At 41.9% G+C, this 25,956-nt stretch carries 26 protein-coding genes and 1 pseudogene; 23 read left to right on the top strand and 4 right to left on the bottom strand.

Features of this window, described 5'->3' with window-relative positions; genetic code table 11:
- Nucleotides 1-94: 94 nt before the first annotated feature.
- The 3 genes from Vgang_RS08705 to Vgang_RS08695 all read left to right on the top strand — a co-directional run bounded on the left by Vgang_RS08705 (nt 95) and on the right by Vgang_RS08695 (nt 1,564).
- Nucleotides 95-670 carry a hypothetical protein gene (locus Vgang_RS08705; protein ID WP_105903778.1) on the top strand — a complete coding sequence of 192 codons (576 nt, stop codon included), beginning with the start codon at nt 95-97 and terminating at the stop codon, nt 668-670.
- Nucleotides 671-708: 38 nt separating this feature from the next.
- The gene (locus tag Vgang_RS08700; protein WP_105903777.1) at nt 709-963 is read left to right on the top strand and encodes a hypothetical protein; all 255 of its coding nucleotides are present in this window, start codon (nt 709-711) and stop codon (nt 961-963) included.
- A gap of 127 nt (nt 964-1,090) precedes the next feature.
- Nucleotides 1,091-1,564, top strand: coding sequence for an HAD family hydrolase (locus tag Vgang_RS08695; RefSeq protein ID WP_105903776.1), 474 nt, complete (start codon nt 1,091-1,093; stop codon nt 1,562-1,564).
- Between the two features lie 418 nt (nt 1,565-1,982).
- On the opposite strand, the gene Vgang_RS08690 is transcribed toward Vgang_RS08695, so the two are convergent.
- Nucleotides 1,983-3,137, bottom strand: a complete 1,155-nt coding sequence (locus tag Vgang_RS08690; RefSeq protein WP_105903794.1) for an IS110 family RNA-guided transposase — start codon at nt 3,135-3,137, stop codon at nt 1,983-1,985.
- A 123-nt stretch (nt 3,138-3,260) separates the two neighbouring features.
- Here Vgang_RS08690 and Vgang_RS08685 point away from each other — a divergent pair, with 123 nt between their 5' ends.
- The 7 genes from Vgang_RS08685 (at nt 3,261) to Vgang_RS08650 (ending at nt 7,556) form a co-directional block, all read left to right on the top strand.
- Nucleotides 3,261-3,938, top strand: coding sequence for a class I SAM-dependent methyltransferase (locus Vgang_RS08685; protein ID WP_105903769.1), 678 nt, complete (start codon nt 3,261-3,263; stop codon nt 3,936-3,938).
- Between the two features lie 116 nt (nt 3,939-4,054).
- Entirely contained in the window at nt 4,055-4,414 is a 360-nt protein-coding gene (locus Vgang_RS08680) for a hypothetical protein (protein WP_105903770.1), read from the top strand.
- 96 nt (nt 4,415-4,510) lie between these two features.
- Entirely contained in the window at nt 4,511-4,729 is a 219-nt protein-coding gene (locus Vgang_RS08675; RefSeq protein ID WP_100691932.1) for a DUF6500 family protein, read from the top strand.
- 156 nt (nt 4,730-4,885) lie between these two features.
- Nucleotides 4,886-5,521: a LysE family translocator gene (locus Vgang_RS08670; protein WP_105903771.1), complete on the top strand. Its 636-nt coding sequence runs from the start codon at nt 4,886-4,888 to the stop codon at nt 5,519-5,521.
- A gap of 81 nt (nt 5,522-5,602) precedes the next feature.
- Nucleotides 5,603-6,310 carry an FMN-binding negative transcriptional regulator gene (locus tag Vgang_RS08665; protein WP_319952073.1) on the top strand — a complete coding sequence of 236 codons (708 nt, stop codon included), beginning with the start codon at nt 5,603-5,605 and terminating at the stop codon, nt 6,308-6,310.
- A 154-nt stretch (nt 6,311-6,464) separates the two neighbouring features.
- The gene (locus tag Vgang_RS08660) at nt 6,465-6,881 is read left to right on the top strand and encodes a GNAT family N-acetyltransferase (RefSeq protein ID WP_170066868.1); all 417 of its coding nucleotides are present in this window, start codon (nt 6,465-6,467) and stop codon (nt 6,879-6,881) included.
- A 156-nt stretch (nt 6,882-7,037) separates the two neighbouring features.
- The gene (locus Vgang_RS08650) at nt 7,038-7,556 is read left to right on the top strand and encodes a DinB family protein (RefSeq protein WP_319952090.1); all 519 of its coding nucleotides are present in this window, start codon (nt 7,038-7,040) and stop codon (nt 7,554-7,556) included.
- A gap of 418 nt (nt 7,557-7,974) precedes the next feature.
- On the opposite strand, the gene Vgang_RS08645 is transcribed toward Vgang_RS08650, so the two are convergent.
- A complete protein-coding gene (locus tag Vgang_RS08645) occupies nt 7,975-9,129 on the bottom strand; it encodes an IS110 family RNA-guided transposase (protein ID WP_105903794.1) in 1,155 nt (384 codons plus the stop codon).
- Between the two features lie 144 nt (nt 9,130-9,273).
- Here Vgang_RS08645 and Vgang_RS08640 point away from each other — a divergent pair, with 144 nt between their 5' ends.
- The 7 genes from Vgang_RS08640 (at nt 9,274) to ltrA (ending at nt 14,570) form a co-directional block, all read left to right on the top strand.
- Nucleotides 9,274-9,579 (top strand): NIPSNAP family protein, encoded by a 306-nt coding sequence (locus Vgang_RS08640; RefSeq protein WP_105903785.1) that lies wholly within the window; start codon nt 9,274-9,276, stop codon nt 9,577-9,579.
- Between the two features lie 137 nt (nt 9,580-9,716).
- A complete protein-coding gene (locus tag Vgang_RS08635) occupies nt 9,717-10,142 on the top strand; it encodes a nuclear transport factor 2 family protein (protein WP_105903786.1) in 426 nt (141 codons plus the stop codon).
- A 40-nt stretch (nt 10,143-10,182) separates the two neighbouring features.
- Entirely contained in the window at nt 10,183-10,722 is a 540-nt protein-coding gene (locus tag Vgang_RS08630) for a GNAT family N-acetyltransferase (protein WP_105903787.1), read from the top strand.
- Nucleotides 10,723-10,825: 103 nt separating this feature from the next.
- Nucleotides 10,826-11,176 carry a VOC family protein gene (locus tag Vgang_RS08625; RefSeq protein ID WP_105903788.1) on the top strand — a complete coding sequence of 117 codons (351 nt, stop codon included), beginning with the start codon at nt 10,826-10,828 and terminating at the stop codon, nt 11,174-11,176.
- A gap of 93 nt (nt 11,177-11,269) precedes the next feature.
- On the top strand, nt 11,270-11,785 hold the full coding sequence (locus Vgang_RS08620) for a DUF1993 domain-containing protein (RefSeq protein ID WP_157946062.1): 516 nt from the start codon (nt 11,270-11,272) through the stop codon (nt 11,783-11,785).
- A 119-nt stretch (nt 11,786-11,904) separates the two neighbouring features.
- A complete protein-coding gene (locus Vgang_RS08615) occupies nt 11,905-12,312 on the top strand; it encodes a GNAT family N-acetyltransferase (RefSeq protein WP_105903790.1) in 408 nt (135 codons plus the stop codon).
- A 785-nt stretch (nt 12,313-13,097) separates the two neighbouring features.
- Entirely contained in the window at nt 13,098-14,570 is a 1,473-nt protein-coding gene (gene ltrA, locus Vgang_RS08610) for a group II intron reverse transcriptase/maturase (RefSeq protein ID WP_105903793.1), read from the top strand.
- Nucleotides 14,571-14,691: 121 nt separating this feature from the next.
- Here the strand turns inward: ltrA and pdxR are convergent, their stop codons facing one another.
- Nucleotides 14,692-16,068 (bottom strand): MocR-like pyridoxine biosynthesis transcription factor PdxR, encoded by a 1,377-nt coding sequence (gene pdxR / locus Vgang_RS08605; RefSeq protein ID WP_105900935.1) that lies wholly within the window; start codon nt 16,066-16,068, stop codon nt 14,692-14,694.
- Between the two features lie 153 nt (nt 16,069-16,221).
- On the opposite strand from pdxR, the gene Vgang_RS08600 reads away from it, so the two are divergent.
- The 6 genes and pseudogenes from Vgang_RS08600 (at nt 16,222) to dinB (Vgang_RS08575) (ending at nt 23,899) form a co-directional block, all read left to right on the top strand.
- The gene (locus Vgang_RS08600) at nt 16,222-16,824 is read left to right on the top strand and encodes an FMN-dependent NADH-azoreductase (protein ID WP_105900936.1); all 603 of its coding nucleotides are present in this window, start codon (nt 16,222-16,224) and stop codon (nt 16,822-16,824) included.
- A 106-nt stretch (nt 16,825-16,930) separates the two neighbouring features.
- Entirely contained in the window at nt 16,931-17,995 is a 1,065-nt protein-coding gene (locus Vgang_RS08595; protein ID WP_105900937.1) for a redoxin domain-containing protein, read from the top strand.
- 80 nt (nt 17,996-18,075) lie between these two features.
- Complete coding sequence (locus Vgang_RS08590; RefSeq protein WP_105900938.1) at nt 18,076-20,244, top strand: protein-disulfide reductase DsbD family protein; 2,169 nt, start codon at nt 18,076-18,078, stop codon at nt 20,242-20,244.
- 289 nt (nt 20,245-20,533) lie between these two features.
- A pseudogene (locus Vgang_RS08585) lies at nt 20,534-21,450 on the top strand (IS3 family transposase); the annotation flags it as partial.
- A 216-nt stretch (nt 21,451-21,666) separates the two neighbouring features.
- Complete coding sequence (gene dinB, locus Vgang_RS08580; RefSeq protein WP_105900939.1) at nt 21,667-22,728, top strand: DNA polymerase IV; 1,062 nt, start codon at nt 21,667-21,669, stop codon at nt 22,726-22,728.
- Nucleotides 22,729-22,897: 169 nt separating this feature from the next.
- On the top strand, nt 22,898-23,899 hold the full coding sequence (gene dinB, locus Vgang_RS08575; RefSeq protein WP_105900940.1) for a DNA polymerase IV: 1,002 nt from the start codon (nt 22,898-22,900) through the stop codon (nt 23,897-23,899).
- Nucleotides 23,900-23,971: 72 nt separating this feature from the next.
- Here the strand turns inward: dinB (Vgang_RS08575) and pepD are convergent, their stop codons facing one another.
- Nucleotides 23,972-25,651, bottom strand: a complete 1,680-nt coding sequence (gene pepD, locus Vgang_RS08570; protein WP_406708262.1) for an aminoacyl-histidine dipeptidase — start codon at nt 25,649-25,651, stop codon at nt 23,972-23,974.
- Nucleotides 25,652-25,956 lie beyond the last annotated feature (305 nt).

Raw genomic sequence — 25,956 nt, 5'->3', positions numbered from 1 at the left:
TTAGTTTAAAATCGGTTTTAGTGATTACGGTGGCACAATTTAGTTTTGTGGTATTTTGTGCCCCTTAATGTGAAGTTAGCATACAAGGTGAAACATGGATGATTTTTTAGCCAAAATATATCTCGAACAAGCTAAGCAAGAGTGCGAGAGATGCTTTCATTCCATTCAAATAATGAACGCAATCACCCAAAGAAAAATAGATGACGATTTCTTTCAGCATGCTCTTGATCTGATCCATCATGCTGCCGCCGTTTCTCGTATTTTTTGGCCACCTGGTGGAAGAAATAAACAAAGCACGAAGCGAGCTCACCGCAGAGGTCAGGCGCTTAGAGATATGCTTCAGCTTCAAAGTGGCCATCCAGTTCAAAATCGTTCTCTACGAGACCACTTTGAACATTTCGATGAGCGTTTAGATGATTGGGCAGAAAACAGCAAAAATAGAAATATAGTTCATCGTCTTTTTGGGCCTCGGTCAGCTATTGGTGGTGACTCTATACAAGACTCTGACATCATTCACCATTTCGATCCTGCTACAAACATATTTGGCTTCAGGGGTGAGCACTACAATATCCAAGAGCTCGCTACTGGACTTGATGAAATTTATCAGAAGACAGTAGCAAAAATTGAAGCACTCGATGCTAACAAAGCATTTCAGCGGACAAGCCGCTGAATGCGGCGTTATGCGACAAGAAGAAGGAAATTAAATAGATGCAGTACCTAGAGGTAAATGTTAAGACAGCGATAATCGTTCATGGATATGATGAAAACAATAATGAAATTGCAGAAGCGGTGAATGAAGAGAAGTACGTAACAAAGCTGGTTGCAATAGAGAGGCTGCAGTCGGTTAGTGAGCAGTATCTTTTAGTTACTGGGTCGCATGGCCGTGTGATGTACTGGGAGTATGACGAGTCAATCGACTCCATCCGGAAAAAACTGGAAGCGGTCGGTGCACCTGTCGCATAACAAGCAGCGGCAGAGCGACAGCCAACGCTACGCACCTTTTGTGTTACTCGCTATCGCTCAAACATTAATACAAAATGCGCTCCGCGCTGGCTGCGCCTGCGCTGAGCGTTATGTACATGGAGGGAAAATGAGCAAAGTGTACTTATTCGATTGGGGCGATACGCTGATGGTCGACTTCCCAGATCAAGTAGGGAAAATGTGTGATTGGGAAAGTATACAAGCTGTGAACGGTGCTCTGGAAACTCTAGCAATACTGTCGAAACACCATCAAATTTATGTTGCTACTAATGCTGCCGACTCAACAGAAACTGATATCAAATTGGCTTTCGACCGAGTAGGTTTGTCACCTTTTATCTCAGGTTACTTTTGCAAAGCTAACCTTGGTATTGGTAAAGGCGATCCGGACTTCTTTCATCGTATTATCGACACCTTAAACGTTGACCCCAAATCAGTGGTAATGATAGGTGACTCATACGACAAAGATATTGAGCCAGCAGTCATAGCAGGTATTGAAGCAATCTGGTTTAATCCTATGGGCAAGGTTGTTAAGAAAGGCCGCGAAGAAAAAGAAGTCAGGCAGTTGTTGGAACTTTGTACATAACAAGCATTTAAGTGTGATTCCCAACGCTTGGCATTTTCAGGTCAAGGTTGGGTTCTGTGTTTACGGCGCAATACTTTAGTTTGAGGGGCAGCGTTGCTCACACCTTAATGCGGCGTTGGTATGACTCCCACTGTCAAGTAGAGCGCAAAAATTCTACCCAGTTATTTTGGGCATTTTTCTTTAAAAAAGAGATAGTGTTAACGCATTGCTCAAGCAAGTACTTTCGTCGGTTATCATGCTGGTATTCGTAGATTACTCACTCTAAAGTGAGCAGAGCTTACCTTACTTATTCCGTCGTGGCACCTGTCTGCAGTCTATGCTCGTGGTTCAATAGCCGTTAGGCTATTGCCATCCTAACGCCGTCGGAGTTTATGCCACACCCGATGCTTAATGCGTTGCGCTAACACTAATTTATTATTCATACTGGTAACCTTGATATTCTTTGGCGTGGATCAATCGGTATGATTACCACCTCCCGAGCAATCGCCCAAATAAATGCGACCATTTCACGGGCTATCGCTGTGACGACGACACTGCGGTGCTTTCCTAAAAACATTAATCGTTGGTAGCGCCGACATAACCGAAGCTGAGCTTGCCAAGCAATATCAATAATTTCTTTTGATAAGTCTTCTTGTCGTATTTGCAGCTCTGCTGAGATATTGGGTTTGTGTTTATAAGTATGTGCACTTTCAACTAATAATCGTCGAGCTCGTTTATTGCCACATTTTGTAATACTGCCTTGTCTTCGTTTTTGTCCACTAGAGTGCTCAGATGGGACAAGCCCAAGGTAGGACATGAGCTTTCTCGGGTGGTCAAAACGCCTTAAATCCCCCAGTTCAGCGATGGTTCCTAATGCCACGAGTAAACGAACGCCTCTCATCGCTTGAATCGCTTTTACAACAGGGTAGTAACGCCAGTTTTTAACTTGATATAGCAGCTCATTATCGAGCCTTTGTAATCGTTGCATTCGTTCCGAGATGATTTGAATCATCTCTTGCAGCACAATTTGTTGGCTGTGATGAGGGAGCACTAATTCTGTTAACCATCTTAAATGTTTTTTAGACCAGTTATCTTTGACCGTTGCCGTAATATTATTTCGTAGTAAGAAGCCTTTGAGTTGGAATTTGGCATCTTTTAAATCTTTCATTGCCGTTTCTCGTGCGCGAGATAAATCACGTATAGCTTCATCTTCTGCTTCAGGTACATAGATGGCATTGAGTTCATCTGCTCGAAAAAGGCGCGCTAATTTGGCGGCATCTCTTTTATCGGTTTTGATTTTATCGCCAGGCGCTTTGGGGATTAAAGATGGCGCAACAATGTAGCATTGGTGTCCAATGCTTGTGAGCAATCGATAAATCCAATATCCACAAGGACCAGCTTCGTAAATGAAATTCAGGGTAGCTTTAGGAAATTGGGATTGGAGTGTTTGGCTGAGTTTTATAAATGCTGATTTAGTTGATTGAATACGACTGTACGATGAAGGGGCTTCTCCACGTTTATCTTTTAAAAGTGCGACTTGGGTGAAGGATTTATGGGTATCTAACCCAATAAAAATAGTGCTATCGTTATTCATGCTAGCCTCCTAATTTAGTTCTTTAGCAAACTAATTATGGCTCTGGCTTAGCTAACCCACGATATTGGAGGCTAGCACCTTCATGGGAGTCATTATGTCTATACAGACTAAGGAGAGTCAGATTTGAAGTTAACCAATGTAGTCCCGTGGGGCCGATCTTTTGAAGAGTATCAGGCGATGTTCGGATTATCCGAGAGTGACCTGAAAAAGCGTATCCTTGGTTGCGGTGATGGCCCCGCAAGCTTCAATGTAGAGGCAACAGGCCGTGGGTGCCAAGTCACTTCCTGTGATCCGGTTTACCAGTTTCAGGTCAACGAAATACGTCGCCGGATTGATGAAGTGTACCCGGAAATCATGACTAAGATGCGGCAGGACGCAGACAAGTATATTTGGGAGTCACTGAGTAGCGTCGAGCATCTTGGCGAGATCCGTATGAATGCCATGTCGAGGTTCCTTGGCGACTTTGAGGCGGGGTGTCAGCAAGGGCGTTATGTATCAGCGTCTTTGCCTTCGCTGCCGTTTTCCGACTCTGAGTTCGATTTGGCACTCTGCTCCCACTATCTTTTTCTATACAGCGACCATGTGGATGGGGCAACTCACCTCGCATCAATGCGGGAGCTATGTAGAGTGGCGACCGAAGTCCGTGTCTTTCCAGTTGTATCCTTAGACGGAGAGGTCTCGAAGCATTTGGATCAGGTAATGACCGCATTATCTGCCGATGGGATTGATGTCTCATTGCAGCCTGTTAGTTACCGGTTTCAAAAAGGTGCTACTGATATGTTGGTGGTAAAGTCCGTATAACCAGTGGCTGTTGGCGGACGCGCCTACGCTGCGCTCCGGCACGCCGCAAAGCCAAGCGTTAGCTGTACGAAACCTCAGCCTCGGAAAGTGCTGAAAATCCAATCAAGGAGAAAATTATGCAAGAAATAATCAAAAAAACCTTTGGCGGCCTTTCCGCTCAATACTATATCCGCCAATTATTCTTTGGATCCCTATTTGCAGCCCTGATAATTTATGTAGTAATCAACGGTGGAAAGCCTATTCAATTCAGCATGATTGCGCTGCTTGCAATCAACACACTTCTTTATCCTTACTCGCGTTTTGTCTATGAGAGCGTTGTCGGCTTTATCATGGGAAATAACGTGTTCTTTGTAAATGCCATACTCATGATCATCGTGAAAATATTTACAATGCTGCTTTGCTGGAGCTTTGCAATATTTATTGCCCCTATTGGGCTAGCCTACCTTTACTACCACCACAGCAAAACCGCCAGCTAACAACTGGCTCAAATCGTTCGCTTCGCTCACTGGGACGGGCTAAAGCCCGCCCCTTAGCCAAACGTTATGTGATCAGCCCAACGAAGGAATACTGCTTTGCGGAAAGAACTTAGAGAAAAGATTATCGAAGTATGTGATCTAAAAATAGAGAAAAAAGGCGCGGCGGTGGGGCTTTCGTTTTACGCATTTTTTAAGAACAAAAACGATCAGCCGGAGGTTCTCATGGAAGCGGCTCGGTGGTGGATAGAAACTCACAAATTGGATCACTTCGAAAAAGCAATAAAGATCAAAGATATGGTCAAAGCCGGTGTTTAGCTTTGGCTTCACATCACATAACAAACGGCTGTTGTCACCCCTTCGGGGCTGGGACGGCCTTTTCGCCGCTGCGCGGCTACAAGTCCGCCCCAAAGCCGGGCGTTAGCCGTCTTTATCGACATTGAAGTCAATCAATAAAAAAGGAATTTAATTTATATGGAATTACATAATATATTGACATTTATTATAGTCGCTACGTTGTTAGTGATTTCGCCTGGACCAAATGGCTTTCTTATTGCTAAAACTGTTTCACTTTCTGGTCGTAAAGCAGGGTTTGCGAATGTTTGGGGCTTCGTAACTGCCTTTTATGTTCATGGAACACTATCAATATTTGGTATTTCAGTCTTCTTGCTTCATTGTACGGAAGCGTTTTACATATTGAAAATAGTCGGCGCAGCCTATCTGGTGTGGTTAGGAATAAAATCCTTATGTAATGTATCGAAAGTCAGCGAGATAAAACAGAATAGCAATGGTGAAAATTCTCAAAAAGAGATGTCAGTTCGTAAAGCGTATATCGAGGGGTTTTTAACTAATGTATTAAATCCCAAAGTATCTATTTTTTATTTGGCCGCTTTCCCTCAGTTTTTAACGGTGAATGATAGCGCATATAATGCTTATGCTTTGGTGAGTGCGCATGCAACAATTAATTTTGTATGGTTTTCGGCGATGGTAATGTTGCTATCAAGCGTTAAAAAGGCAACGAGTAATATTAAATTTAGAAAATGGCTGAATTCAATAACAGGTGTGATTTTTATTAGTTTTGGCGCTAAATTGGCATTCTTAAAGCCATAAAATCCGGCTAACAAGTTGTTAAAGTGGGACTTGCAACGCGTGGCATTTATAGTATGCAGTGAGTTCAGTGTTTAAGGTGTTGTGCAGACAGTCATTTATTGCGTTGCTGCGCCCCTTAACAAAGCGTTAGCATTCAAGGAGAGAAATTTGTATATTCCAAGGAAGTTTAAACAGGAAAATATTGAAGAACTCGTGGGGTTGATACGCGAATATCCATTCGCAACAATCATTACTTTATCTGAGTCGGGGATTGATGCTAATCATCTTCCGTTATGTCTGATGGAATTGGATGGGGAATTATATTTAAAAGGGCATATAGCTAAGGCTAACTCACTTTGGCAAACCACGGAGCCACTATCCGAAGCACTAGTGATTTTTAATGGCCCCAACACCTATATATCCCCGAACAATTATCCGACTAAGAAAGAAAATGGTAAGGCTGTTCCCACGTGGAATTATGTTGTTGTACATGTGAAAGGAAAAATACGGTTCATTCATGATCCTCAGTGGATAGTTGGAATTCTTGAGCAGTTAACTTCCGAGCATGAGAGAGAGCAGGTAATTCCGTGGTCGATGTCGGACGCTCCTGAATCATATATTCAGAATATGCTATCAGCGGTAGTTGGTATTGAAATTGCCATAGACTCCCTCAGTGGTAAGTGGAAGTTGAGTCAGAACCAGTCAGAGATAAATCAAAAAGGTGTTGTCGATGGTCTATCATCGAAAAGTGATACCAATTCGCAAACCATCGCTTCAATGATGTGCGCTAATCTTCAGCAAAAATGCTAACAAACGCCTCAAGAGGGACTGTCAACGCGCGGCGTGTCCAGTCCCATTGAGCCGAAGTGGTTACGGTTGTTGTGTTTGAGTTTTGTGTTAATGCATTGCCAGCCCCTTAGGCGGGCGTTATGTGCTCAGAGGAAAATCGGTAGTGATAAGAGAAATGGATATCTCAGATTACTCGCAAGTAATAGGCTTGTGGTCAACAACAGAAGCGATGTTGTTACGAGATGCAGATTCAAAGGAAAACATAGGTAAGTACCTAAAACGCAATCCAAACCTTAGCTTCGTTGCATTGGATGGTGACGATATTATAGGTGCTATTTTAGTTGGGACTGATGGTCGTCGAGGTTATGTGCAGCATCTGGCTGTTGATTCGACTTTTCGAGGTAAAGGTGTTGGTGCAAAGCTCATATCGTCAGCAGTGGAAGCTCTATCGAAAGCAGGCATAGCCAAAACGCATCTATTTGTCGCAAATGATAACATTAATGCGCAGTCTTTCTACGAAAAACTAGGTTGGTTTCCTCGCGACGAAGTTCGTATGTTTTCTTTCAATTCTTCTAACAGTGGCAACGTTTAGTACGCACATAACAAACTGCTCAAGAGGGATTCGCAACGCGTGGCATTTTTACTATGCGTTGGTTTTAGTGTTTAAGGTGTTATGCGGTGGCGTCTGTATTGCGTTGCTCACACCTTAACAGGGCGTTAGGTGCAGCTTGAGCTCTTCAGCTCTCAAATGAACAACAATGGAGAAAAAATGGACTTTTCTAAGGCATTTCAATATAAAAAGTGGGCAAATAACGAATTGCTTGATATTGGAGAACAACAGTTCTCAATACTTCCAGAAAGTGATGCTACCTTTTTCGTTAGAATCTTAAACCATACAACAGTCGTTGATAGTCTCTTCATCAGTCGAATTATGGGTGAGCCTGAAAAATATAGTGGTGACAATACCGTTGAGACTCCAACAATATCGGAGCTTCGAGAGACAATGAATCAAAACGACTCATGGTTAGTTCAGTATGTGTGCGCTGCAACCAAAGAAGATCTAAAAAGAGTTGTTTCATTTAAGTTTATTGATGGTGACACAGGGCAGATGTCAATCGAAGAGATTCTGCTCCATTTGTTAACTCATGGCAGTAACCACCGTGGTATGGCATCTAGGGTACTAGCAGAAAACAATCTAGAGCGTCCTAAAGACACATTTACACGCTATCTTCATCAATTAGAGCCTTCAAGAAGAGTTGGGGGCTAGCACCTAACAAACATTTAAGAGTGATTCACCACGCTTGGCATTTTTGGGTTTAGTTTAGTGTTTACGGTGTCCAAATTGAGTGTCGTGGTAGCGTGGCTCACACCTTAATTGGGCGTTGGTATGACTCCCACTGTCAAGTAGAGCGCAAAAATTCTACCCAGTTATTTTGGGCATTTTTCTTTAAAAAAGAGATAGTGTTAACGCATTGCTCAAGCAAGTACTTTCGTCGGTTATCATGCTGGTATTCGTAGATTACTCACTCTAAAGTGAGCAGAGCTTACCTTACTTATTCCGTCGTGGCACCTGTCTGCAGTCTATGCTCGTGGTTCAATAGCCGTTAGGCTATTGCCATCCTAACGCCGTCGGAGTTTATGCCACACCCGATGCTTAATGCGTTGCGCTAACACTAATTTATTATTCATACTGGTAACCTTGATATTCTTTGGCGTGGATCAATCGGTATGATTACCACCTCCCGAGCAATCGCCCAAATAAATGCGACCATTTCACGGGCTATCGCTGTGACGACGACACTGCGGTGCTTTCCTAAAAACATTAATCGTTGGTAGCGCCGACATAACCGAAGCTGAGCTTGCCAAGCAATATCAATAATTTCTTTTGATAAGTCTTCTTGTCGTATTTGCAGCTCTGCTGAGATATTGGGTTTGTGTTTATAAGTATGTGCACTTTCAACTAATAATCGTCGAGCTCGTTTATTGCCACATTTTGTAATACTGCCTTGTCTTCGTTTTTGTCCACTAGAGTGCTCAGATGGGACAAGCCCAAGGTAGGACATGAGCTTTCTCGGGTGGTCAAAACGCCTTAAATCCCCCAGTTCAGCGATGGTTCCTAATGCCACGAGTAAACGAACGCCTCTCATCGCTTGAATCGCTTTTACAACAGGGTAGTAACGCCAGTTTTTAACTTGATATAGCAGCTCATTATCGAGCCTTTGTAATCGTTGCATTCGTTCCGAGATGATTTGAATCATCTCTTGCAGCACAATTTGTTGGCTGTGATGAGGGAGCACTAATTCTGTTAACCATCTTAAATGTTTTTTAGACCAGTTATCTTTGACCGTTGCCGTAATATTATTTCGTAGTAAGAAGCCTTTGAGTTGGAATTTGGCATCTTTTAAATCTTTCATTGCCGTTTCTCGTGCGCGAGATAAATCACGTATAGCTTCATCTTCTGCTTCAGGTACATAGATGGCATTGAGTTCATCTGCTCGAAAAAGGCGCGCTAATTTGGCGGCATCTCTTTTATCGGTTTTGATTTTATCGCCAGGCGCTTTGGGGATTAAAGATGGCGCAACAATGTAGCATTGGTGTCCAATGCTTGTGAGCAATCGATAAATCCAATATCCACAAGGACCAGCTTCGTAAATGAAATTCAGGGTAGCTTTAGGAAATTGGGATTGGAGTGTTTGGCTGAGTTTTATAAATGCTGATTTAGTTGATTGAATACGACTGTACGATGAAGGGGCTTCTCCACGTTTATCTTTTAAAAGTGCGACTTGGGTGAAGGATTTATGGGTATCTAACCCAATAAAAATAGTGCTATCGTTATTCATGCTAGCCTCCTAATTTAGTTCTTTAGCAAACTAATTATGGCTCTGGCTTAGCTAACCCACGATATTGGAGGCTAGCACCTTCATGGGAGTCATTATGTCTATGCGTAGATCACAAAGTTAAGTAATTAGAAGGAATTAATATTTATGATCACTTGCTATGTCAGGTATGTAATAGATCCAAAGAAGGCTAAAGAGTTCGAAGAATACGCGAAAATGTGGATTCCACTTGTTGAGAAATTTGGTGGTCAACATAATGGCTACTTTCTTCCATCCGAAGGCGCAAACAATGTAGCTTTGGCACTTTTTACGTTTGAAAGTTTGTCAGCTTATGAAGACTATCGCAATAAGTCTCTAAATGATCCTGAATGTATTAAAGCTTTCGAATTTGCTGATAAAGTGGACTGCATTGTTAGCTATGAGCGTAGCTTTTTTAGACCTGTGCTTGGCTAAACAAACTACGCATAACAAAAGCGTTCAAGAGCGATTCCGCAACGCGTGCCAGTTTCGCTTCGCTCAAGTTTGGCACACATCGCGTCACGCCTTAACGTGGCGTTATGCGTCAGAGTAATATGGATGTAAGAATAATTATGGAAAAAGACGATTTAGTTGAGCTAGTAGTTAAGTATTTCGAGAAAGTAGATGCGGGTGATCCTAGTTATCTGGATCTATTTTCAGAGGATGTTGATTTTTTCTTTCCTAAATTTGGACAGGCGAAAGGAAAGAATGCCTTAGTGGAGTTTGGCAATAGAATTGGTAGCTCATTGAACAGTATCTGGCACGACATAAACGGTTTTCAAATAACAACAGCTGGAAACAAGGTTATTGTTGAAGGACAGGAAGGAGGTGTAATGAGTGACGGTACTTCCTGGCCAGACAACAATGTGTCCACTGGTCGTTTTTGTAGTGTATTTGAGTTTAGTGGAAAATTAATAAGTCGTATGTACGTGTATGTAGATCCTGATTTTCCGAGCAGAGATTTACAAAGAATTTCTGTGCTGTCAGATGGAAAGTAACGCATAACAAACTGTTTATGTGCTTATGAGGAAAATCGACATGGAAGTGGTTGAGGCCAATCCTGATTTGGCTCCAATATTAGTGAGTTATGCGAAAGAATGCTTAGATTCGGGTATCCCAAAATATTCGGGTGTAGAGCAAAATCCAACAGCTTATTTGTCAGGTTTGATCGAACGTTCTAAGGCAACTTCCGAGTTACCAAACGGATATTTACCCAGCACAACTTACTACTGTGTATCGAACTCTGAAATTTTAGGCGCAATCCGAGTTCGCAAAGGTACTAATGCCAACGTAGAAAATGTCATTGGTCATGTCGGCTACGAAACTAGACCGTCAGCTCGTGGTAAGGGTGTAGCCTCATTTCTGCTTGCTTGGGTGCGAGATCACGTTGTCTCTGACTCAGTCATTGTTACTTGCTCAATTGACAATCCCGCATCTCAAAAGGTCATCGAAAACTGTGGTGGTGAATATCTCGGTAACTACACAGATGACAGTGAGGGTACGGTAAGGCGTTACCGTCTAGCACGCACATACAAAGCGTTTAAGAGGGATTCTCAACGCTTGGCAGTTTTGGTTTAAAGTTTAGCTTTTGTGTTTATGGCACAATAGTTTAGGTTGAGTGGCATCGCGTTGTTTACCCTTTAACGCGGCGTTAGAACACAATAGACACTTTGGAGGCACAGTGAAAGTTCGCCGGATTGTTACCAACATCGACAGCAAGGAACTGAACAAGGCCGAGGCGTTCTACGGGGGCTTCTTGGGCTTGAATCTCTTAATGGATCACGGCTGGATTAAAACCTTCGGCTCCAACGAAGAAATGGCTTTGCAAGTCAGCGTGGCTTCCGAAGGCGGTTCCGGCACGGCTGTACCCGATCTGTCTATCGAGGTTGATGATCTGTCTTCCGCACTTCAAAAGGCCGAGGAGCTTGGCATCCCCGTAGAGTATGGCCCGGCAATCGAACCGTGGGGAGTGCGTCGCTTTTACGTGCGAGATCCGTTTGGCAAACTGGTCAACATCCTTCAACACCAGTAGCCCCGCTGCTGGGCTTGTGTTCTAACAAGTCAATGCAGCGGACGCGGTACCCGCGCCGCTGATTTCTGTCGTTAGGTGTGAATAGGAGTAGTAGTGAGAAATAAGCACATAGAAATTTTCGTTGGTTATATTGATCTATTGTCGGCTACCGTTGAAAAAATAGAGGCACACTTTGGAGGTGATGAAAGTATTCTCGAAGCGCGTCTAATCGAAGATATGTTTCCGCTGTACATTCAAGCGGAGATCGTAGCAAGTTTCGCCTTAAGATCGTGCTGTCCAATTGCTGGCGTGGAAGTCGTATCGTTTGTGAAACTCGAGAAGTCTTTCTCAAACTTGAAGGCTCAACTACAGGACACAGTTGAATACTTGAACAGTTTGGACTCAGTAGAAAATAATCTAGAGGTAGTAATCCAAGATATGGCTGGCCCAGCCCCAGTATCTATGAATGCAGGGGATTTTTTAGTACGGTTTGCATACCCAAACTTTTACTTTCATTTAAGTATGGTATACGCGATAGCTCGTTCTAAAGGGGTTAAATTAACCAAAGGAGATTTCGACGGGCTTCACCAGTATCCGCCAGGATTTTCATTTGAGGGTGGCGGCACCTAACAAGGCTATCAAATTGACGGCTTTTCCGTCGCTTGTTTTGTGGTTAAACGCTACGCTACCACAAAACAATCAACTCCAAAGCCGCAATTTATAGCGGCGTTATGTGACAGGAGGTCAAAATGAGCTTAGAAGTACAATTTGAGAAAGGACTTGAACAAGATGAAGTTGTGTCTTTGTATCAAGCCAATGGTTGGTCATCTGCTGAAGTTCCAGAAAAGCTGATACCTGCTTTAAACAACTCTGATAGCTTAGTAACAGCCAGACTCGATGGTGTTTTGGTCGGTGTTGGTAATGCTATATCTGATGGATTTTTAGTAGTCTATTATCCTCACATGTTGGTTCATCCAGATTTTCATGGTCAGGGTATCGGCAGAAAAATGATGGAGCTAATGCAAACCAAATATGGTTCTTTTCATCAACAAATGCTCACAGCGGATGGTGAGGCTGTAGATTTCTATAAGTCTTTAGGTTTTGAGCGAGCAGGCAAAACAGAGCCTATGTGGGTTTATGCAGGAAATGACCACTAAGGTGCATAAAGTCACATAACAAAGCATTTAAGAGTGATTCAGCACGCTTGGCATTTTTGGTTTGGGTTAAATTCAGTATTTACGGTGGTAAAATTAAACATCGTGGTCACGTGCTTCACACCTTAATGCGGCGTTACTTTCCCATACTTCAGTTAATCCGTTACCTCCTAATTTACTAAAATATATAACTCGTTTTTGTCCGTGCGACCTGAAGTCGTATGAAGCGTTGTTCACCACGATAAGAGTGAACCATCTGTATCACCAGATGACCCTAGGATTCTGAATAAAGCAGCGAATCCGACAATGTAACGAAACTCGGTTGTTAGACTGAGTGGGAACTGAATCGTGAGAGAACGTTCCTCCTGATAACCACAAATCGGGTAAGTGCTAGGGTGTCAGTATGATGAACGTAAGTGAATCCATGTAAGGCGCGTTATACGATGAAGCAGCGGAAGTGGTTTGTACGCTGTGGCCAAAAAGGCAATGAGAGCCGGAAAGAAGTTGGACAGTACTCTTTCGTGATCGATGTGCTCTCCGCACTATAGTGGGCATCTAACCTGATATTTTGCGCGACATACGGAACAGGGTAAGCCTGTATATCTCCCTTCGGGAAAGCAGTCTGCGAAGACTGCCGATAGGTATGCAGGTAAAGGAGGTTAGAAAAAGCAAATGCCACTTTGTAATGAAGTGGATACAGGTTTATATCTGGCGCGAAAGCGAGCTGACTTCTAACTGGTCTCCCGTTGCAAGATGATTTGAAGAACTTTATTTAAGGAGAAACGCAAATGGTGGCTTTATTAGAAGTTAGTGCCTCTCCTAACAGTATTCAATGGCAATCCATCGATTGGAAGGCTGTCGAGTTGCACGTATTAAAGCTTCAAATGCGCATTGCAAAAGCAACCCGAGAGGGAAAACACAGTAAAGCGAGAGCTTTGCAGTGGATCTTAACACACTCAAGATCAGCTAAATTACTGGCTGTGAAGCGAGTGTCTCAAAACAAAGGCAGTAAGACACCCGGAATAGATGGAGTCATCTGGAATACAGATGCTCGTCGAATGACCGCAGTAGATCAATTGAATCGTAAAGGTTATCGAGCCAAACCACTCAGACGCATCTACATCCCGAAAAAGAACGGCAAACTTAGACCTCTAGGCATTCCATGCATGATAGATAGAGCGCAACAGGCGCTGTATTTACTTGCTTTGGAGCCGATATCGGAAACGATAGCTGATCCTAACAGCTACGGTTTTCGTCCGAATCGCAGTACTGCTGACGCTATAGCACAATGCTTTAAATGTTTGTGTCTTAAGCGCTCAGGTAAATGGGTTTTGGAGGGGGATATTAAAGCTTGCTTCGACAAAATCGGGCATGAATGGCTAATTGAAAATGTTCAAATAGACAAACGAATGCTAAAGCAGTGGCTAGGCTCAGGCTATATTGATAAAGGTTTGTTTTACCGAACATCGGAGGGAACTCCGCAAGGCGGAATTATCTCACCAACACTTATGTTACTGACACTTGCGGGCTTAGAAAAGCTTGTAAAGGAAGTAGACAAGAGCTCGGGAGAACGAGTTAACTTCATCGGTTATGCGGATGATTTTATAATAACCGGATCATCAAAAGATGTTCTTATCAATGAAATCAAACCTCGGTTAATTGGTTTTCTAAAAGAAAGAGGGTTGGCACTCTCTGAAGAGAAAACACACCTTACTCATATAGATGATGGCTTTGACTTTTTAGGTTTTAACCTCAGGAAGTACAAAGGTAAATTGCTCATCAAACCGAGTAAAACTAACGTTCTCTCTTTCTTGGGAAACTTGCGTGAACTCATCAAGAAGCACGCAACAATGCCAGTCAATGATCTTATCAGACTATTGAATCCTAAATTGAAAGGTTGGGCGAATTATTATCGTCACTGCGTTGCAAAACGAACTTTCGGCTATCTCGGTCATCAAATCTTCTGGCTTCTGTGGCGATGGGCGGTTAGACGCCATCCTACTAAGCCAAAAGACTGGGTCAGGCGCAAATACTACATGAATAGAAGTGGTGGTTGGCAATTTCACGGTTGGCAGAAAATTGCGAACATGGACTGTCATTACAACTTAGTTCAAATAGCGAAAACGCCGATTAAAAGACATGTGAAGATCCGAAGTGCGGCTACACCGTTCGACCCCCAATACCAAGATTACTTGGCAAAGAGGAAATCGAAAAAGGAAAGTCGTCACTCATGGTTGGAGCCTGCTTTAACTGCTATCTAGGTTGCTGGGTAAGGTAATACGCCTTAGTGGAGGCTTGAGCCGTATGCAGTGAAAGTTGCACGTACGGTTCTTAGGAGGGCGGCACTTGGTAACAGGTGTCGCCTATCCGACAAAACCATTTTTATAATCCCATTAACACCGCTTTGAAACGAGAAGCTAGTTCATAGCATTCAGATTTATCTCGGATATTAGTGAAACTTAAAATGATTCCTGGTTCACACGGAGATGAAGCCCATTGCGATAATCCGTGGGCAAATAAACCAGACTCAATCATTTGGTTGGCTAATGTAAGATCATTAATGGATTTATTGTTGAGTCGCACAATCAAATTCATTCCACCGGGCTGTGGATTGATGGTGATTGCGGGGCCTAAAACGTCTTGAAATACCGTTGTCATCATGTCGCGACGTTCTTTATAAAGTTTTCTCATCCGCTGAATATGACGTGAGAGGTGGCCTTCTTGTATGAAAGACAGTACCGAGGCTTGAGTTAGTGCCGACACATTGCCCGCAAAAAATTCCGATGATTGTTCAAAGGCGGTCACCTGGCTTTGTGGCACGACTATGTAGGCCATTCGTAAACTCGGGAACATGACTTTACTGAACGTCCCAGAATAAATCACTCTATCTTGTGTATCGATGCTCTTTAAGGCCGGTAAAGGGAGCCCTGTATGTCTATATTCACCATCATAGTCGTCTTCAATGATCCAGCGTTTATTGCTTTCCGCCCAATTGAGTAACGCTTGCCTACGTTCTAAAGAAAGGGATACACAAGTTGGGCTTTGATGAGCGGGAGTCACCACAACTACATCAGCTTTTGATTTGGGGTCAAAGATAATGCCGTCTTCATCAATCAGCATTGGGAGTGGGGTTAAACTGTTGTTCAGCAGCAGTTGACGCGTCAGAGGATAACCGGGATCTTCCATGGCTACCGAAGCGTGTTTTTTTAATAACACATGGCAAATCCAATTAATGGAATTTACATATCCTGAAGTAATAAACACTTGTGAGGGCTCACATTGAATACCACGTGATAACTGTAAATATTGAGCGATAGCAATTCTAAGTTGTGGGTTACCATAAACTGATGGGTAAGCGAGATCATCAGTTGTCATATTTCTCGCGCACCTTGCGGTCATTCGAGCCCAAACTTGTTTTGGAAATTCATCCAAAGCTGGAATGCCTAATTGGAATGGTAAAATTTGGGATAATTCGATTTCTGGTTGAAATCCGGGTTGGCGTGCGGCAGTTGGTTTTTTTAGTATTCGCGGCTGAGTATGCAACTTGTCACTGACGAGTGTTCCTGCTTGCCCTTTTGATTCGATATAGCCTTCTGCTTTTAACCGAGCATACCCTTCCTCGACCGTTCCTCTTGATACACCCATCTCTTTTGCTAATGTTCGAGCAGAAGGAATTCGTTCACCAGGCTTCAATATACCTTGTAAAATAGCGCTATGAATTCGTTGGTAAACTTGTTTGTAAGCTAAGAGTTTAGCCATTAACATTTCCGCCTATTATGGATTCAAAATATGGTCTATTAAAATAGTTAATTTATGGCACTTATTGTACACCATATTGGGCTGTATTATACCCACCTTAATGATGAAACCAGATTGGTTAGTCATTCCGAAAAATAACCATTTGAGAAAAATATGAACGTATTATTGGTTAACGCAAGCCCGCAGAAAAACCTATCATCTACGCAGCACATAGCCCAAGCTATGGTGAAGACTTTAGCGGAACGTTCTGAGGTAAACATTGATACTCTCGATTCAACAAAATTGCCTCATATTGATCAACATTATGCGCAAGTTTTATGTGGTGCAGCAAGCTCACAGACTCAATCAGCCAGTCTAGATTTGTCAGATGAGCTCATTGTTTCTCTTGATAAAGCTGACCTAGTGATCATCACTTCTCCAATGCATAACTATACTTTACCTTCTAGCCTGAAATGTTGGCTAGACCATGTGGTTCGTGCGGGGAAAACCTTTGAAATCACAAGCACCGGAAAGCAGCCATTATTAGAAGATAAACCGGTTTATATATTGATTTCATCAGGAGGGGTATTTTCTGGTGAACAGGTTTACCAACCAGATTTTTTCACGCCATATATGAAAGAGATCCTTTCAACAATAGGATTAACTAAGTTGCACTTCTTTTCTATCGAAGGAACGGCAGGTGAGCAACAGGTTGTCGAGCAACAAATACAAAAAATTCAACAACAAGTATGTGAGCATTTAAGTTTGAATGTTTGATGCTTCTTTAATTTTTTCTGGTTTTTATCCTTGTATCTAGCGCAAAGCAGTACAAACACGAGAAGTCAGAAATTTTCTAAATTTTCAATATAAATAGGATAATGTTATGTCAATACGATTGTTTCATTGGATGAAAACACCATTAGTAACACTGGTATGCTCACTTGCTTTTATGCAGCTAGCTCATGCAACCGATGATTATTCTGCTGATGGTGAACGTAGAGCAAAATCAGCAGGTGAAGGCTTGGTTGGTACAGCCGCTCCTCAAATGACAGTAAAAACGATTGATGGCAAAGTGATCGATTTAGCGGAAGTGTATGGTAAGAAGCCGGTATACATTAAATTCTGGGCAACATGGTGTGTTCCTTGTCGTGAACAAATGCCTGGATTTGAAGAGATTTACAAGAAATATGGCGACCAAGTTCAAGTGATCGCGGTTAATACTGGTATCAGCGATAATGTAAAATCAGTAACGGCATTTCGTGAAAAAATGGGCTTAACCATGCCAATTACCATTGATAATGGTGAATTAGCACGTGCTTTCCATTTGCGTGTTACGCCTCAACATTTGTTGATCGATAAAAACGGCAAGTTCGCTTATTTTGGTCATGTTGATGACAAAGAATTCCACCAAGCGTTAGATAAAGTGGTAGCAGAAAAACCAAGTCAAAAAGCGGTGAAAAATCCAACCTTCGTTGATGATAATTCAGGCTATCAAGTAGGTGATAAAGTGTCAGACATGACGTTTTCCACCATTGATAACACCAATATTGATGTGAAATTTAATACCGCAACTAGCAAAAAAGTCGGCGTGGTTTTCTTCGGCCCTTGGTGTGAATGGTACTTAGAAGAAACCGAACCAACGACGTCTAAAGCGTGTACTCAAGTACGTGAATTATTAGAGAAAAAATCAAAATCATCAGAAGTACAATGGGTGACAGTATCGACGAACTTATGGTCTTCAGTGAATGATCTTAATGATTATCGTAAAAGCTATGGCACCACGCTACCTATCGTGTTTGACCAAGATGGTTCGTTATTCAAACAGTTTGGCGTGAACCAAGTTCCAACCATCACCTTAATCAATCCAGACGGGAAAGTGACCGTGAAGTCTTCCATTCAAGATGATGACTTTAATCAGGCACTAGACACCATTTCATCATTTAAATAACTGGCAGCTTGTCAATAAACGATGGCTTTTGACTAGCCATCGCTTTTAACCATGTAATGCTATTTAAAAATAGGCGCGCAATGACATCATCTTTACTACGTTCATTGAAAGAATGGACAGCTTGTTTTAATTCGGTCAATTCATTTAAGCCGAATGCTTTTTTAAAACAAACACTTTTGTTCGTTCTTTTAGCATGTTCATCACATGTGATGGCGACTGAGCAAGGTGAAACTCAGCGCCTATTATCAGTTTCTATGATGACAGAATCAGGGTACTTAGCCTCTGACATGACGCAAGATGTTGCCCTGATCATGACACCTCAAAAGGGTTGGCATGGCTATTGGGTTAACCCGGGTGATGCTGGGTTTCCCACCAGCTTTGATTGGCATTTGCCAAAAGGTGTTGAAGCAGGTGAAGTAAAATACCCTGCGCCAAGTCAACTTGTGACCAGTGATATTATGAATTATATCTATCACGGTCAGTATGTGTTGTTTGCTCCAATGATAGTTAGTAAAGATATTGCGGTGGGAACTTCGATACCGATCAAAGTCGATATGAGTTATTTGGTTTGTAATCCGACAACTTGCTTGCCAGAGCAACAAACAGTAGAGCATACGTTTATCGTTGGTGAAGACCACCAGCTGTTATTGGATAAAGGTTCAAATAAAGAGCAGTTTGATCAATGGCGTCAAAAGCTGTCAAAACCAATGGCAGCAGAGGGGCGTTTTTCGGTCGATAAAAGTAAGTTAACACTCTCATTACCACTGCCAAGTAGCGTGGATATTGAAGGTGCGCATATTTACCCCGTGAACAATGGCATGATTGTTAATAATGCCAAGCAAACTTTGCAGCACAAAGGTGATAAGCTTTTGATGCAAACTCAAGTTGGTGACAATCTAGAGCCTGTTTTTAAAGGCGTTCTGGTATTAAAAAGTGGTATAGGTCTCAGTTTTGACGCGAATAAAACGGACACTATCGCTTTTGCTCCTGCAACTGATAGTTCGAAAAATATTGATAATGCCAAGGATACGGATCAATCCAGCTCATGGTGGTTAGGCATTACTGCGTTATTAGGCGCAATCTTAGGTGGTCTGTTGCTTAATATTATGCCGTGTGTGTTTCCTATTCTTAGTTTGAAAATACTGAGTCTTTCCCATCAGAGTTCAGAAAAAAGAGCCAAAACTGGCGCGATTGCTTACACCTTAGGTGCGGTATTGGTATGCCTTGTTCTTGGTGCGGCTATTTTGAGTTTACGAGCCTTGGGGCATCAAATCGGCTGGGCATTTCAACTGCAAAGTCCGATAGTGATTTCGGTGCTGATCACCTTAATGAGCGCAATAGGGTTTAATCTTGCAGGCTTGTTTGAAATTGGCACTTTAACATCTGGCTCGAAGTTACAAGATCAAAAAGGTCCAATGGGCGATTTTTGGACAGGTGTACTCGCCGCCTTTATTGCCACGCCATGTACTGGCCCATTTATGGCAACCGCGCTAGGGGCCGCACTAGTATTACCGATGAGTATTGCACTGCTGATCTTTGCCGGATTAGGTTTTGGTATGGCGCTGCCGTTTCTTCTCGTGAGCTTTATACCGAAACTAAGAACACGTTTGCCTAAGCCCGGTGGTTGGATGATAACCGCTCGTAAAGTGCTTTCTATTCCGATGTTTATTACCGCCTTAGGATTGGTTTGGATCTTATTACGTCAATCAAACGATACTTATGTGATGATGATTCTCGCAACGAGCATGTTATCGGCATTTGGATTATGGATAACCGGAGCATGGCAACAATCTCAACATAAAGGAAGATGGTGGCCTGCGCTTCTATTAACTTTAATTCCTCTGTTACTTGTCATTTATCTCGTGCCAAGTACGGGCGAAATAGCGAGTCGTTCAGTTAATGAAGAAGAGACGCAAGTACTCAACTTTGATCAAGATAAAATCGCTGAGCTACGCACTAAACAAGATATGTTTGTGTATTTCACTGCGGATTGGTGTTTAACCTGCAAAGTAAACGAGAAAACGTCAATTGATCGTGATGAAGTGCAACAAGCATTTAAAGACAATAATGTTGCGGTGATGGTGGGAGATTGGACCAATGGCGATAGCCAGATCACCGAATTTTTATCACAACAGGGCCGATCAGGTGTGCCACTTTATTTGTGGTATAAAAAGGGTGTGGATACTCCAGTGATATTACCGCAAGTCCTAACACCGTCAATATTAATCGGCTATACAAAGCAATACTAAAACCAATATCAAAATACTACGACTTTAAAATACTTTTACTAATCTGATAGAAGCCATTTATTGCAATTTACTAAATGGCTTTTGTCCATTTCCGAGTTACGATACGGATTTTCAGTGTGTGATCACCGAGCGATTCTGTCGTACCAGTATGATACTTTAATACTCAGTTTTAGCTCAATTCAGACTTCGTAATAGCATTTAGTATGGATCTTTATTTCTGGTCACATTTATTCTAATAACGGTACGAACAGGGTTACTTGTCTGTTTAGTATGAAACTTTATTCCTTTCCTACAGCAGATGTATGCCGATTTGAGTTTAGATCATTCTATTCTCAAAGATGTTATTGAAAAAAAGCTGTAAAGCCATCGGTTCGCCGTGAGCTCGTTGGTTATGTGCGAAAAGCACATAATGTCAGCTTACGCAGAGCTTGCCGAGTTGTTGACATTAGCGACTCAGTTTATCGGTATCAATCAAATCCTCATCGAGATGATGAAATCATTTGTGCTCTTCAAAAGGCAGTAGAGCGCTATCCTGCTTATGGCTTTAGTAAGTTATTTAAAACACTGAGGCGTTGGCAGCATAAATGGAATCACAAACGTGTACACCGAGTGTACCGCTTATTAAATCTAAATTTGCGTCGCAGAGGTAAAAAACGATTACCAAACAGAAACCCTGCATCACTCTGCGTTCCAGAGAAAGCTAATGTGTGCTGGTCTATGGATTTTATGAGCGATTCATTAATGTGCGGTCGACGTTTTCGTACTTTTAATCTGTTGGACGATTTTAATCGTGAAGCGCTCGCAATAGAGATTGATTTGAGCTTACCCACAACTCGTGTACTTCGAGTCCTTGATCGCGTTGTTGCTTGGCGTGGTTATCCAGAAAAGATAAGAATGGATAATGGCCCTGAATTTATTTCAGTTCAATTAGCTGATTGGGCAGAGCTCAACGGTGTTGAGCTCGAGTTTATCAAACCAGAGAAACCAACACAGAATTCATATATTGAACGCTTTAACAGAACATACCGAGATGCCATTTTGAATATGTATGTCTTTAAAACATTAAATGAAGTTCTCGAATTAACGGAAAATTGGTTAAATGAATATAACCATGAACGGCCACATGACTCATTGAATGATTTAACTCCATGGGAGTATTTAGCAAAATCACAGCAACGAGAAAACTCTAATTTTGAATGCCACTAAAAAAGGGATGTTTACAAAGTCTATACAATTTCATCGTTAGTCCTTCTTTTCAATTTAGTTAGATTTCATTCTAGTCCATCTGTAGTCCCCTTTTTGCGAATTTACGGCAGGACAAATATTATTTTTTAGTGCATGTTATATTAGTATTTACTATACTGTGTTTATAAACAGTGTTCTGATGGGTGTTTGGATCACTAAGCCTATTTTCTGAATGATATGAATCGTAAAATTATTCACATAGATCTTGATTGCTACTTTGCTGCTGTTGAGATGAGAGATAATCCTGAATTTAGAACAATACCTTTAGCAATCGGTGGTTCTCGGGAGCGGCGTGGAGTAATTTCTACATGTAACTATATTGCTCGGGAATATGGAGTTCGCTCAGCAATGGCTACAGCTCAAGCCTTGAAACTATGCCCAAATCTCAAAGTTATCCCTGGAAATATGGAAAAATATAAAGCCGTATCCCAGCAGATTCATGAGATCTTCTCTCGCTATACTGATCTTATTGAGCCCCTGTCTCTTGATGAAGCCTATCTAGATGTAAGTAATTCAAGTCTGTTTAGAGGTTCAGCAACTCTAATCGCACAGGATATACGTAAGTCTATTGAATCAGAGCTAAACCTGACTGCAAGTGCAGGGGTTGCTTCAATTAAGTTTGTGGCGAAGGTTGCTTCAGATATTAATAAACCTAATGGGATCTGTGTCATTACACCTGACGAACTAGAATGTTTTGTTGATGAATTAGACTTAGGAAAAATACCAGGAGTTGGAAAGGTAACTCTTGATAAATTAAATGCTCTAGGCTTGTATAAAGGTATTGATGTAAAAAACTATGATCAACGCATGCTACTTAAGCAGTTTGGTAAATTTGGCAATTCTTTATGGGACCGTTGTCATGGCATTGATAGAAGGGAAGTTAATCCTACAAGAATAAGAAAGTCGTTGGGAGTAGAAAGAACATTCGCTCAAGATATCCAGACTGAGCAAGAATGTTTAGAATCTATTGAGTTTTTGTACCAAGAACTTGAAAGGCGATTTAATAATATTGCCCATGAAAAAACAATAATACGTCAAGGAATTAAGCTTAAGTTTGATGATTTTCAGCAAACAACGGTTGAACATAAACAAATTGGTCTTGATAAAACATTTTTTTCTATTTTATTAAAAGAAGCGTTGTCGCGCTCCAAAGGGCGAGGGATACGTCTTATTGGGTTATCTGTTGGCTTAGAGCACAAGGAATTTCAGTTAGATACACAGATGAGTTTGAATTGGTAAAATTTGTAAGTAAATTAGTCCCAATATTTTGGCATTTTTTCAGATTTTTTTGTAAGCGGAATATGTAAGTTTATTTTTATTTTTAACTAATTGTTATAAAAATAAAATAGTTATGTATACGAGTTTAATTACACTTTATACCCGTTAGTTTTGCGATGCTGCAGTGGAGATGCGAGATTTTCCCGAATATCGCCATGTTCCACTTGCGGTAGGGGGGAATAGCAAGCAACGTGGTGTGATCAGCACTTGTAACTATATCGCGAGAAAATATGGCGTGCGCTCTGCTTTACCTACTGCAAAAGCCTATCAACTTTGTCCTAACCTTGTTTTAGTGCCGGGACGAATGGATGTGTATCGACAAGTGTCACATCAGATCCGAGAAATATTTTCCCGTTATACGCATTTGATTGAACCCTTGTCATTAGATGAAGCGTATTTGGATGTCACCGACAGCACCATGTTACATGGCTCTGCCACTTTAATTGCTCAAGCGATACGTGCTGATATCGAAAGAGAACTCAATCTGACAGCATCGGCTGGCGTTGCCCCTTTGAAGTTCTTGGCCAAAATCGCTTCAGATATGAATAAGCCAAATGGTTTGACCGTTATTACCCCTGATAAGGTGCAGCAAACCATTGATGCTCTGCCATTAGAAAAAATCCCAGGTGTCGGTAAAGTGAGCATTGAAAAGCTGCACCAAGCCGGGCTCTATACTTGCCTTGATGTGCGCCAGTCTAACTATGCGGAATTATTACGCCGATTTGGTTTACAAGGAGCATCTTTGTGGAAGAAAAGCCATGGGATAGATCTTAGGGAAGTGGTGGTTGAGCGAAACAGAAAGTCTGTTGGGGTAGAACGAACCTTTAGTGAAAATATTTCGACCTTTGAAGAATGTTGGCAGGTTATTGAACAAAGGCTCTATCCAGAGTTGGAAAGACGGTTAATTAAAGCGTCGCCGCAAAAACAAATTACGAAACAGGGCATCAAAGTGAAATTTGCCGATTTCCAACAAACCACGATTGAGCATAACTTTCGTGTCTTTAATCTCGACGATTTCTATCCTTTGTTACAAGAAGTATTGAAAAGGCAAAAGGGAAGGGAGATCAGATTGTTAGGTGTGAATGTGATGTTAAAGCCTGAAGAGCTAGAAAGGCAGCTGTGTTTGATATAACGATATTCGGTTGTCGAATCTCGTTTCTCGAATTGGGAGCGAGAAACGAGAAACGTTAGCCGAGAGACGTGATTACGCTTTTTCCGGAATATTCTCTAGAACTGCAATCATTTGTTCCCAGTAAAGGCCAACACTGGCGATTTCGACTTTCTCATCAGGCGAGTGTGGGAATTTGATGGTTGGTCCGAAAGAAATCATATCCATATTAGGGTAAGGCTTCTTAAATAGGCCACATTCTAAACCCGCATGAATGACCATAATGTTTGGTTTCTTGCCGTAAATACCTTCATAAACATCGCGGAAAATATGCATGATTTCAGAATCAGCATCTGGCTTCCAACCAGGGTAAGCCCCATCGAACTGGATGTGTGCGTTAGCAAGCTGAGCCAATGACGTCAATGTACCTTCAACCTGCTCGCGACCTGAATCAATTAAAGAGCGGATCAAACAAAGAATGGTCAGCTTATTTTCTTCCGTCGTAATAACACCAACGTTTAATGACGTTTCAACCACGCCTTCAATGTTATCATCCATACGGATCACGCCGTTTGGACAAGCATTCAGTGTGGCAATAAAGCGCGATTGTACTGATTGGGTAAACGGCGAGAATGGAGAGCTTGCATCGCTGATTTGAGAAGTCAGGCCTGTTTCCACTTTACCGAGTTCTTGTTGTACTAATTGTGTATATTGCTCAAAGGCTTGTGCTAATGCTGATTGTTGAGCCGTTGGTACAGCGATAATGACAGATGCTTCACGTGGGATGGCATTGCGAAGGCTGCCACCTTGGAATTCAATCACACGCAGGCCAAATTCATTCGCTTGATTTGCAAGGAAACGAGCTAGAAATTTGTTGGCATTACCACGGCCAGTGTGAATATCACAACCAGAGTGGCCGCCTTTTAGACCTTTTACGGCAAGTTTAACGACAGTATGATCGGCTGGCATAGCTTCACGTTCTAGGTCAAAAATGATGGATGCATTTACGCCGCCAGCGCAGCCCATGTAAACTTCGCCTTCTTGCTCTGAGTCGGTATTTAGTAGAATGTCAGCATCTAACCAGCCCTCTTTTAGTGCAAATGCACCTGTCATACCGGCTTCTTCGTCGATGGTGAGTAAAACTTCAAGTGGGCCATGTTTGATGTCTGTTGAGGCTAGAACGGCTAAACAAGACGCCATGCCCATGCCATTATCAGCACCTAGAGTTGTGCCTTTCGCGGTAACCCATTCGCCATCGATATAAGGTTGAATAGGATCTTTAGTGAAGTCATGCACGGTGTCTTCATTTTTCTGAGGCACCATGTCGATATGAGCCTGTAATACCACTTTTTTCTTATTTTCCATACCCGTTGTCGCTGGTTTTGAAATGAATACATTACCAGCGTCATCACGTTTTACAGGTAGGTTCTGAGATTGAGCCCATTCAACGATGTATTGCGCAAGTGCTTCTTCATGCTTTGATGGGTGTGGAATAGAGCAAATTTTATCGAAGAATTGCCAAACTGGTTGGGGGGACAGTTGGCTGAATACCACTTTTTTCTTATTTTCCATACCCGTTGTCGCTGGTTTTGAAATGAATACATTACCAGCGTCATCACGTTTTACAGGTAGGTTCTGAGATTGAGCCCATTCAACGATGTATTGCGCAAGTGCTTCTTCATGCTTTGATGGGTGTGGAATAGAGCAAATTTTATCGAAGAATTGCCAAACTGGTTGGGGGGACAGTTGGCTGATTTCAGAAGGTTGATTAGACACAAGTGACTCCTAATAGAATGAGATGACCGTTTATTGAGTGTAAAAGCCAAGCAGACGATAGTGGCAAATTATCATCTCAATAAAGTGTTTAGAATTTAGGTAACGCTAAAGTCTGATTAGGGCGTAATAGCGCTGTACTTTATATGAATAGAATAATGCTACTTCATTGGCAAGATGTACAGCAGGAAGCTGATATTTCTATGGTAATAAAAAGTCGATTCATCGGTACGAGGAATAGATTGAAACCTTATATTTGGTAATTAAACTACCAAACAATGTGATCGCATTGGGTTTTTGTGCGTATT

The sequence above is a fragment of the Vibrio gangliei genome, from assembly GCF_026001925.1.
In the GTDB taxonomy this organism is placed as follows: domain Bacteria; phylum Pseudomonadota; class Gammaproteobacteria; order Enterobacterales; family Vibrionaceae; genus Vibrio; species Vibrio gangliei.
Note: the sequence above shows the minus strand (reverse complement) of the source record. Positions and strands in the feature narration are given on the sequence as shown.

Excerpts from the sequence above, each read along its gene's own strand:
- Vgang_RS08705 (WP_105903778.1), top strand. The coding sequence starts at position 95 with ATGGATGATTTTTTAGCCAAAATATATCTCGAACAAGCTAAGCAAGAG.
- Vgang_RS08700 (WP_105903777.1), top strand. The coding sequence starts at position 709 with ATGCAGTACCTAGAGGTAAATGTTAAGACAGCGATAATCGTTCATGGA.
- Vgang_RS08695 (WP_105903776.1), top strand. The coding sequence starts at position 1,091 with ATGAGCAAAGTGTACTTATTCGATTGGGGCGATACGCTGATGGTCGAC.
- Vgang_RS08690 (WP_105903794.1), bottom strand. The coding sequence starts at position 3,137 with ATGAATAACGATAGCACTATTTTTATTGGGTTAGATACCCATAAATCC.
- Vgang_RS08680 (WP_105903770.1), top strand. The coding sequence starts at position 4,055 with ATGCAAGAAATAATCAAAAAAACCTTTGGCGGCCTTTCCGCTCAATAC.
- Vgang_RS08670 (WP_105903771.1), top strand. The coding sequence starts at position 4,886 with ATGGAATTACATAATATATTGACATTTATTATAGTCGCTACGTTGTTA.
- Vgang_RS08660 (WP_170066868.1), top strand. The coding sequence starts at position 6,465 with ATGGATATCTCAGATTACTCGCAAGTAATAGGCTTGTGGTCAACAACA.
- Vgang_RS08650 (WP_319952090.1), top strand. The coding sequence starts at position 7,038 with ATGAACAACAATGGAGAAAAAATGGACTTTTCTAAGGCATTTCAATAT.
- Vgang_RS08645 (WP_105903794.1), bottom strand. The coding sequence starts at position 9,129 with ATGAATAACGATAGCACTATTTTTATTGGGTTAGATACCCATAAATCC.
- Vgang_RS08640 (WP_105903785.1), top strand. The coding sequence starts at position 9,274 with ATGATCACTTGCTATGTCAGGTATGTAATAGATCCAAAGAAGGCTAAA.
- Vgang_RS08635 (WP_105903786.1), top strand. The coding sequence starts at position 9,717 with ATGGAAAAAGACGATTTAGTTGAGCTAGTAGTTAAGTATTTCGAGAAA.
- Vgang_RS08630 (WP_105903787.1), top strand. The coding sequence starts at position 10,183 with ATGGAAGTGGTTGAGGCCAATCCTGATTTGGCTCCAATATTAGTGAGT.
- Vgang_RS08615 (WP_105903790.1), top strand. The coding sequence starts at position 11,905 with ATGAGCTTAGAAGTACAATTTGAGAAAGGACTTGAACAAGATGAAGTT.
- ltrA (WP_105903793.1), top strand. The coding sequence starts at position 13,098 with ATGGTGGCTTTATTAGAAGTTAGTGCCTCTCCTAACAGTATTCAATGG.
- pdxR (WP_105900935.1), bottom strand. The coding sequence starts at position 16,068 with ATGGCTAAACTCTTAGCTTACAAACAAGTTTACCAACGAATTCATAGC.
- Vgang_RS08600 (WP_105900936.1), top strand. The coding sequence starts at position 16,222 with ATGAACGTATTATTGGTTAACGCAAGCCCGCAGAAAAACCTATCATCT.
- Vgang_RS08595 (WP_105900937.1), top strand. The coding sequence starts at position 16,931 with ATGTCAATACGATTGTTTCATTGGATGAAAACACCATTAGTAACACTG.
- Vgang_RS08590 (WP_105900938.1), top strand. The coding sequence starts at position 18,076 with ATGACATCATCTTTACTACGTTCATTGAAAGAATGGACAGCTTGTTTT.
- dinB (WP_105900939.1), top strand. The coding sequence starts at position 21,667 with ATGAATCGTAAAATTATTCACATAGATCTTGATTGCTACTTTGCTGCT.
- dinB (WP_105900940.1), top strand. The coding sequence starts at position 22,898 with ATGCGAGATTTTCCCGAATATCGCCATGTTCCACTTGCGGTAGGGGGG.